Raw genomic sequence first — 8,808 nt, 5'->3', positions numbered from 1 at the left:
GCGGCGGCATCGGCGGCGTCGGCCTGCAGTTCGGCCAGTCGGGCCTCGGCCTCTTTCAACTGGCGCGCGGCCTCGGCGACAGCGGACAGCTGCGGTTGCAGACCGCCATAGGCATCCAGCAGCCCACGGTGCGTGCGCCAGTCCAGCAAGCCCACCGTCTCGTGCTGGCCATGCACCTCGACCAGACGCGAGCCAATGTCTTTCAGCGCGGTCACACCCGCAGGCTGGTCATTGATATAGGCTTTGGAGCGACCATCCGCCGACAGGATACGGCGCAAGATCAACTCCTCGCCCGCCTTGGCCTCAAAGCCGCGCTCTTCCAGTGCCGCGATCAGGTCGGCATCGTCAGGGGTGACAAAGACGGCGGTGGCTACAGCCTGTTTCGCCCCACGGCGCACCAGTCCGGAATCGGCCCGCGCGCCCAAAGCCAGACCAAGAGCATCCAGGATAATCGACTTACCCGCGCCGGTTTCACCCGTCAGAACCGTCAGGCCCTGCTCGACATCGAGATCAAGGGCATCAACGAGAACAACATCGCGGATAGAGAGGCTGGTCAGCATGGATCGGTATGATTCGCGTTATTCCGGACGATCCTAACCGGAAACGTAACGAGAACGCAGAGGCTTTTTACAGCCCCTGCGGTCAATCGTTCAGTTTCAGTCGAACGGGTTCAGTCGGCTGAAGATGGATTTCTTTTTGCCTTCAGGGGCCGTGATGCCTTCAGGACGCTGACCCTCTTCGGTCAGTAGTACAAAGGCGTCGCGGTACCAGACACTGCCCGGGAAGTTGTGACCCAGAACCGAGGCGTTGCGCACGGCTTCCTCGCGCAGGCCCAGCTGCAGGTTCAGCTCGACCAGACGGTAAAGGGCCTCTGGCGTGTGCGAGGTGCGCTGGAAGGCCGGGTTGTCGATCACGGCCTTGTAGCGGTTCAGCGCGCCGATCGGCTGGCTGTTGCGCTGGTAGAATCGGCCCACGGCCATTTCCTTGCCGGCCAGCTGGTCGTTGACCATGTCGATCTTGACGCGGGCATCGGTGGCATAGGGGCTGTTGGGGTAGCGGCGCTCGACATCGCGCAGACCGGCCAGTGCGGCCTCGGCAAAGCCTTGGTCGCGGCCCACATCAACGATGCGCTCGAAGTTGCAGACAGCCTTCATATAAAAGGCATAGGCCGCCGAGGGATTGCCCGGGAACAGCGAGATGAAACGGTCAGCCGCCGCAATCGCCTCGTTGTAGTTGTTGTTCTGATAATAGGCATACACCTGCATCAGAATGGCGCGGCGCGCCCACTCCGAGTACGGGTGCTGGCGCTCGACTTCCTCGAAATAATCGATGGCATCGTTCCAGCGCTTCGATTGCAGGCGTTGGTAGCCCGTATTGTACAGGGCTTCGACCGGACGCTCTTCATAGGCAAGGCGCTGGCGGGGCTTGGTGCCCGAGCAAGCAGCAAGCGTAAGGCTCGCCGCAGCGACACCCATCAGCAACAGGCCAGAGCGGAACAAACCGGAGCGGGACTTGAGTTCGGGCAAGAGCGACCTCTTAATATTGCCGGAGACGGGATGCACGCTCGCATCACATATCCTTGGCGTTCTCTATAACAGCGCACAGCGGGATGCCAATGCGCGGAAATAGGCGAAACGCGGGTTGATGCGACTCCCTACACGGCCTAGAGAGCGCAGCAACACCATTGGACACAGTTTTTTCAGTCCGAACACGGCGAAAGGATGACCGGTCATGAAGCTGCTCTCAGGCAATTCGAACCGGACGTTGGCTCAGGCGATTGCCAACCACCTCGATGCTCCTCTCACCAAGGCGCAGGTCAAGCGCTTTGCGGACAACGAGGTCTTTGCCGTTATCGAGGAAAACGTCCGCGGCGAGGATGTCTTCATCATCCAGTCGACCAGCTTCCCGGCGAACGACAACCTGATGGAAATGCTGATCATGGTGGACGCCCTGCGTCGCGCCTCGGCCCGTCGGGTGACCTGTGTCATGCCCTACTTCGGCTATGCCCGCCAGGACCGCAAAACCGGCGGCCGCACCCCGATTTCCGCAAAACTGGTGGCCAATATCATCGAGCGGTCCGGCGCGGACCGCGTTCTGACGATGGATCTGCACGCCGGCCAGATCCAGGGCTTCTTCGATATTCCGACCGACAATCTGGTCGCCATGCCTGTGCTGGCGCAGGACATCAAGGAAACCAAGCCGCGCGATTCGGTCATGATCGTCTCGCCCGACGTCGGCGGTGTGGTCCGCGCCCGCTCGCTGGCCAAGCGTCTGGATTGCGACCTTGCAATCGTTGACAAACGTCGCCCCGAGCCGGGCAAGTCCGAAGTCATGAACATCATCGGCGATGTCCAAGGCCGCAGCTGTATCCTGTTCGACGATATCGTGGATTCGGGCGGCACTCTGGTGAATGCTGCCGAAGCCCTGATCGCCCAAGGTGCCACCGAGGTATCGGCCTATATCTCGCACGGCGTTCTGTCGGGCCCCGCGGTCGAGCGCGTGCAGAACGGCCCGCTCAAGGATTTGGTCATCACCGACTCGATTGAACAGCCGGAAGCTGTTTTGTCGTGCAACAAGATTCGCAGTGTCAGCGTTGCCCCTCTGATCGGTGAAGCGATCCGACGGATTGCCAACGAAGAATCCGTTTCAAAGCTCTTCGATTAAGGTTCGGCTAACCATTATCACACCGTATTAGTCAGCCTAAATCCCCCCTCAGGAGTCGGACCCACCGGGACCTCCTCCGTAAGCGAAGTACTAAGGGAAGCCCGCTGATGCCCGAAAAGACGCCGCGTCCGGCCCTTCTGCGCCAATGGAATACTGGCCGCACCCTCACGGCAGCCGCTATGGCTGCCGCCACCGTGTTGGCTAGCTGTTCGACGCCGACGCCTGAAGCCCCTCCGCCGGAGGCTCCGCCGCCTCCGCCGCCACCCATCGCCCTGAACCAGAGCGTGGCCGAGGCCGCCTCGGTCTATGTCGCCTTTGTGCGTGACCTGAACACGGTCAAGGCCGGCGGTTTCCAAAGCGCCGAGGAAATCCAGGCCGAACTGCGCAAGGGTGCCGCCTATGACGCGGCCCAGATGTCGCGCGGCATGATCGCCTACGGCTCGATCCTGGCCTTGCAGTCTCCCGAATTCGTGGCCGGCGTACGCCAGTTTGCGGCCGATCCGACCCAGCGCCAGCAGATGATCGGCCGAATCGTCGCCGATCCGGCCTATGCCGCTACCCTGCCGGGTGCGGATGCGGCTGTCGGTCTGATGGTCAGCACCTTGATTCGCGATATCGACGCTCTGACGATGATCGCCGACGGCGTCGAAGCCGACGCCTATACGATCCAGGGACGCAATGATCCGCGCCGCCGCTGGGCCACCCAGACCGTGCCGGATCGCGAGGGTCGCCTGCAAAGCGCCAAGACCCTGTCCGTCCCGCGCCTGCCCTCCGCCGAGGAAAGCGCCCGCCTGTTTGCCGCCGCCCATTCGGGCAACGGCCTAACGACCGAGCGCGCTGTACGCGGCGCGCCCTATACGCCGGCTGTCGTGAATGCGCTGGCTATCGCCGCCCTCGCCGCCCTTGGCGCTGCGGGTGAAGATGCCAAGGCCAATACAGACGCCCTGACGACAGAATCGAATAACGAGTTCTGTCTCAATATGTCCAAGCTGATGCTCTATCAGTGCCTGGCCGCGGCCAAGCCAAACTATGAGGACATCTTCTGCACCGGACGCCACATCGTACGCGATCTGGCCCAGTGCACCGCCCAGTTCGCTGGCCCCCGACCAACGTCGGTACCGCCTGTAACTGTGGTCCTGCCCGCCGATTCTCAGTCACAGCCTACCGGTTAAACCGAGAATCTACGGGCAATCGGGGCAGGGGCGGTTGCGTAACCCCCCTGTTCCGTGTAATGGACCGCCCTCTTGAATTCGATGGGTTCATGACCCCGCCGCGCGGGCAACGGTTCAGCGCAGGCGTTTACTTGTATTGAAGGCGAGCCCGATGGCCGAGATCATTCTGAACGTTGACGTCCGCGAAGGCGTGGGCACCGGAAGCGCCCGTGCAGTGCGTCGCGCTGGTGCCGTTCCTGGTATCCTGTACGGTGGCGACAAAGCACCGGTTGCTATTTCCGTGAGCGAACGCGAATTCCGCAAGTCGCTCTACACCGGCAAACTCCTGGGCCACCTGGTGACCCTGAAGTACGGCGAAGAGACCCAACCGGTCATCGCCAAGACCGTTGACTTCGACCCGGTCACCGACCGTCCGCTGCACTTCGACCTGATGCGCGTTGACGAAACCGCTCCGGTCAAGATTTCGCTGCCGGTCCAATTCATCAACGCTGATGAAGCTCCGTTCGTCCGTCAGGGCGGCACTCTGGAAGTCGTCCGTCACGAAGTTGAAGTGATGATCCGCGCTGACCAAATGCCGTCGGCCTTCATCATCGACCTGGCCAAGGTCGAAAATGACACCAACATCCGTTTCTCGGACATCACCAACGTTGGTGACGCCCAACCGACCATCACCGACCGCGACTTCATGATCGCCTCGGTCAAGTCGTCGGCTGGCGGTGCAGAAGAAGAAGCCGCTTCGGAAGAAGCCGAAGGCTAATCTTCGTCTCAACGAAAAGATCAAAGCCCCGCAGTGGAAACGCTGCGGGGCTTTTCTTTGCCCCGCATCCAAGGCTAGACACGCGCCATGATTATCATCGCAGGGCTGGGTAACCCCGGCGCAAAATACGAAAAGAACCGCCACAACATCGGCTTCATGGCCGCTGACGAGATCGCACGCCGTTGGAACTTCGGGCCGGAGAAGGCCAAGTTCCAGTCCAAGATCCAGGACGGCGAGATCGAGGGCGAGAAGATCCTGCTGATGAAGCCCCAGACCTATATGAACGAAAGCGGCCGCGCGATCGGTGAGGCCGCACGATTCTACAAGGTCCCCGTGGACAGGATCATCGTCTTCCACGACGAGATCGATCTGGCCCCCGGCCGTTTCCGCATGAAGAAGGGCGGCGGTGCCGCTGGCCAGAACGGTATCCGTTCAGCCATTGCCCATCTGGGTGCCGACTTCCGCCGCGCCCGCATGGGCGTGGGCCACCCCGGCGATCCCAAACTGGTGCATACCCATGTGCTGGGTGATTTCGCCAAGGCCGACCAACAATGGCTGGATGCCATGCTGCAGGCCTGCGCCGACGCCCTGCCCTTCGCCATCAAGGGCGATGACGAGCGCTATCAGGGCGAGGTCATGCGTCTGGCCCCCGCCCCGAAGTTCAGCCCGCGCCAGGCCGCAAACGGCGGCTAGGACCTATTCCGGATCATCATAGGACCAGCGGACATCAAATGTCCGCGTCTCGCCTGCCGCCAGTCTCGTTCGCCAGACACGTTGTCCCGTATCGGCATCGATCTGGCTGCGAAGGCCTTCGCGCTCGATCCGGAAACCCCGTGCTCCTGTTTCCCAGCTACCGACCGGCATCTCCACATCCACTGCCAGCCCCGTGGTGTTGGCAAGGGTGATGCGGTGGCTATCCACCTGACGCTTGCGTGCCCCGCGCCCACGGCTCTCGTCACCCGTGACGACCACCTTTGACGTGATGCCTGTTGCTGTCTGGAAGCTGAAACGGACCGGCAGACCGACAGCCGTGTCGGAAACCGTATCCGACCCCGCATAGGCCGTCGGCTGGTCCGCCGTCGCCACATAGAAGGCGACGCCGCCTTCCGGCACGGGAATTCCCAGTCCCTTCGCTTCGATATTGGGGGCCCGCAGTTCGATCTGACCGAAGTCGGCGGGTGCCGTGTCCACTGCCGGCGAGAACGGCAGGACCACGACGCGCTCTACCGCGACATTGTCCTGGGCCAGAAACAGCACCTGCTTGGTCTGCCGCGCGGCCACCGTCGTACGGTGGGGGATGACATAGGCCTTGTAGTCACCCAGTTCCTGTAGTTCGGCCTTGATACGGCTGCCTGTGACGACAATCTCTTCAACCATCATACGCATTGCAACACCCGGAGCCGGGGGCGGTGGCGGAGGTGGCGGCATCATGGCGGGCGGCCCGTGGTACGTCGCATAGCGCTCCCAGCCTTCGTGCGAGCGCTGCTGGGGCCAGCAAGTCGTGTTGGCAATACGGGTCCGCACCTCAATGGGCCGCGTATCGGCATCACGTGACAGATCACCGGCCACCACCAAAACGGGCGCATCGGCAAAGCTGGTCCCGCCGAAGTTTGCCAGCGTGATCCAGCCCTCCAGATTGATCGTGCTTTCGTCCGCCGAAACCCGCGCCACATAGTCAGCCGACCACTGAAGTCCCGTCGCCAGATAGGCCAGAGTGACCTCGTATCGGCCCGCCTGCTCTGCCCGTGTCCTGATCGACAGCGTCGGCGTCGCGCCCAGCCCCTCGGGAACAGTCTCGAAGACCAGCCGCTCGGTCAGCCCCGAACAGTCCAACGCCTCGAACCGGCCATCGATTTCAACGACCGCACCATTGGTACCGGCACGCAGTACGCCCGACTGTTCAACCACCTCGCCATTTCCGGCATTGGTCCGCACAACCGTGACCGTCTCGCCAATCGCCCGCTCCAACAGATTGGCGGGTGAGATCAGGTCATAGTCCGCGTTCTGCTCCAGCAGTTCGGCAGGAAGCCCTTCGACCGTAGCGCTATGGGGCACGATACCCGTCGCCAAACCCTTGAAACGGATGACGCCCTCGCCCGCCGGAACATCCACCACCCGTTTTTCGACAATCAGGGCCAGTCCTTCCAGGTCTAGCCGCGACCAACTCTGGCGTGACCGCTCCAAAAGCTCGCCCGTATCCACGGGCCGGTCGCGGTACACCACGACGGACACGCTCCCGGGACGTTCAGAGACCGCTTCGGCGCGCGAAACCCCCGTCTCTTGCGCGATGGCTGGAAGGGCTGCTGCCGCCAGAGGCCCCCACGCGACCGCGCACGCCAGTACGGCGCACAACGGACGCATATCAGCCCCCCGTCGTAATCGTGGCCGTCAGCACCGTCTCGCCATTGGCCGGAACCTGCACCTTCCACACGGCGGTATAGGCATCGGCCAGTTCACCTTCGATGCTCTGGGCCGTCAGTTCGGTGTCACGGCCATAAACGCGCTGGCGGACCTCGACGGTCTTGGCCTCGCCCGTGGCATTGCGGACGCGGTACTCCATCGCATAGCGCGTACGCCAACGGTCGGCGCGGCGCGTTGAAACCCGTTCGGACGACACCAGACGCGGCTGCACCGTCACATCGAACGCCTTGCCGGTCGAGATCACCAGATCCGATCCTGCGGGCGAATGGCTGATCTGGTCCTCGCCGATAAAGCGCGGCTCGCCATTTTCCCCGCGCAAATAGACCCGCATGACCCCTGCGGGCAGGGCCGGTTCGCTGCGGAACACGATACCCACGTCGGCCGCCTGCGCTGCCTCATAGGTGCCGAACCCGCCCATCTGGAATACATAGCGTTTGGTCGCCGGCACGTTGCTGACGTCCAGCAGACCGACCTGTTTGGTCTGGTTGTTGGCCACAGTCACGCGCTCGGGCAGCAGATAGACATGGGCGTCACCTTCCGCGGCGTTGGCACCTGTGCCGGTGCCGTTGCCACGAACGGTCCCGCGCATATTTCCACGCCCGTTATTTCCGGTGGTATTCACAGCCCCCGCGACCACGCGCGTAACGGCATCTGTGAATGTCGAACCCGAATTGTTCGTCATCGTCACCCAGCCGTTCAGGTCCAGCCTTCCGGCCTTCTCATCGAAACGGGCGACATAGTCTGCCTTCCACTGAAGCCCGCTGGTCAGATAGTTCAGGGTCACGTCACGGCGCGGCGTCCCCGTTGCATCCAGCGTGACACTCAGGGTGGGGCGCGGGCGCAGATTGGGTGGCACACCGTCAAACACGACCCGGGTCGGCGCGCCATCATCACGCAGCACCTCGATCCGGTTGCCGATCTGGAGCACAACGCCTTCATTGGCCGACAGGACACGCGCCTGTTCGCGCGTCTGCGCACCGTTACCGGGGTTTGTGCGAACGATCTCGATCTGTTGCCCGACCGCCCCTTCCATCAGCTTTCTCGGCGTCAGAAGGTCATAGTCGAAATTCTGTTCGACAACCGCAAGCCCCCGCCCCGACAGGGTCACCGTCTCGGGCTGGATCGAGGCCGACACACCCGGAAATTCCTGACGCACCCGACCGGACTGGATGGTCAGGGTGCGTACGTCCTCAACCAGGGCAATGTTGTTGTTATAGACCGTCAGAGCCAGTCGATCGGGGCCGCCCGCACCGCTTTCAACCTGTTGCGCCAGGGCGGGGGCGACAAAGGCGGTCGATGCACACAGGGCCGCTGCCAGCAGCGGTACGAGACGTTGGCGCATGAAACAGCTCCGGATTGTTGTCCAACCACGGTTGCACGGCGTTATCCCGCTGTCTAGCAAAGCCATAAACGGCATGGGTCAGTTTGGCCGCTTGTACGATTTCGCCGGTACGCTAGAACGCCCCCGTGTCCTGCAAGTCCGACGATGTCCTGCCCATTCACCGTGCGCTAGCCCTGCTGGCGGCGGTCGTGGCTGTCATGGTCGGCTCGCTGATGCCGTTTGCCGCCCTGGCGGCGGCACGACCGGGCCAGCCGGTGGTCCTGTGCACGTCCGAAGGGCTGCAGACGATCCACATCGGCGGTCTGGACGGTCCGATCAAACAGGACATCGGGGCCAAATGCGCCGCCTGCGTCATGCCCATGCATGGCGCGGTGCTGCCGCCGCCCGCGCCAGAGGTTAAACCGCCCGTACGCTACGCCAGCGCGGTCGTTTACGCGCCCCTGCGACTGGCC

9 protein-coding genes are annotated in these 8,808 nt (G+C 62.8%); 5 read left to right on the top strand and 4 right to left on the bottom strand.

What is annotated here, in order from left to right; genetic code table 11:
- Together B3H86_RS09505 and B3H86_RS09500 are read right to left on the bottom strand one after the other, a co-directional pair.
- Positions 1-560 (bottom strand): AAA family ATPase (locus B3H86_RS09505; protein ID WP_292053261.1); only part of this gene is annotated, 560 nt, incomplete at its 3' end.
- A gap of 96 nt (positions 561-656) precedes the next feature.
- Positions 657-1,475 (bottom strand): outer membrane protein assembly factor BamD, encoded by an 819-nt coding sequence (locus B3H86_RS09500; RefSeq protein WP_292053262.1) that lies wholly within the window; start codon positions 1,473-1,475, stop codon positions 657-659.
- A gap of 256 nt (positions 1,476-1,731) precedes the next feature.
- Here B3H86_RS09500 and B3H86_RS09495 point away from each other — a divergent pair, with 256 nt between their 5' ends.
- The 4 genes from B3H86_RS09495 (at position 1,732) to pth (ending at position 5,286) form a co-directional block, all read left to right on the top strand.
- Positions 1,732-2,664: a ribose-phosphate pyrophosphokinase gene (locus B3H86_RS09495; RefSeq protein WP_292053259.1), complete on the top strand. Its 933-nt coding sequence runs from the start codon at positions 1,732-1,734 to the stop codon at positions 2,662-2,664.
- Positions 2,665-2,771: 107 nt separating this feature from the next.
- Positions 2,772-3,836: a hypothetical protein gene (locus B3H86_RS09490; RefSeq protein WP_292053257.1), complete on the top strand. Its 1,065-nt coding sequence runs from the start codon at positions 2,772-2,774 to the stop codon at positions 3,834-3,836.
- Between the two features lie 151 nt (positions 3,837-3,987).
- The gene (locus B3H86_RS09485; RefSeq protein WP_292053255.1) at positions 3,988-4,593 is read left to right on the top strand and encodes a 50S ribosomal protein L25/general stress protein Ctc; all 606 of its coding nucleotides are present in this window, start codon (positions 3,988-3,990) and stop codon (positions 4,591-4,593) included.
- A gap of 87 nt (positions 4,594-4,680) precedes the next feature.
- On the top strand, positions 4,681-5,286 hold the full coding sequence (gene pth / locus B3H86_RS09480) for an aminoacyl-tRNA hydrolase (protein ID WP_292053253.1): 606 nt from the start codon (positions 4,681-4,683) through the stop codon (positions 5,284-5,286).
- A 3-nt stretch (positions 5,287-5,289) separates the two neighbouring features.
- Here the strand turns inward: pth and B3H86_RS09475 are convergent, their stop codons facing one another.
- Both B3H86_RS09475 and B3H86_RS09470 read right to left on the bottom strand, forming a co-directional pair.
- Positions 5,290-6,954 carry a DUF4139 domain-containing protein gene (locus B3H86_RS09475; RefSeq protein WP_292053251.1) on the bottom strand — a complete coding sequence of 555 codons (1,665 nt, stop codon included), beginning with the start codon at positions 6,952-6,954 and terminating at the stop codon, positions 5,290-5,292.
- A 1-nt stretch (position 6,955) separates the two neighbouring features.
- Positions 6,956-8,356, bottom strand: coding sequence for a DUF4139 domain-containing protein (locus B3H86_RS09470; RefSeq protein WP_292053250.1), 1,401 nt, complete (start codon positions 8,354-8,356; stop codon positions 6,956-6,958).
- Positions 8,357-8,481: 125 nt separating this feature from the next.
- Here B3H86_RS09470 and B3H86_RS09465 point away from each other — a divergent pair.
- Positions 8,482-8,808, top strand: a 327-nt coding sequence (locus B3H86_RS09465) for a hypothetical protein (protein ID WP_292053249.1), incomplete at its 3' end; no start/stop codon positions are given.

This window comes from Brevundimonas sp. UBA5866, from assembly GCF_002432125.1.
Classification (GTDB): domain Bacteria; phylum Pseudomonadota; class Alphaproteobacteria; order Caulobacterales; family Caulobacteraceae; genus Brevundimonas.
This window is presented reverse-complemented; position numbering and strand designations above follow the sequence as displayed.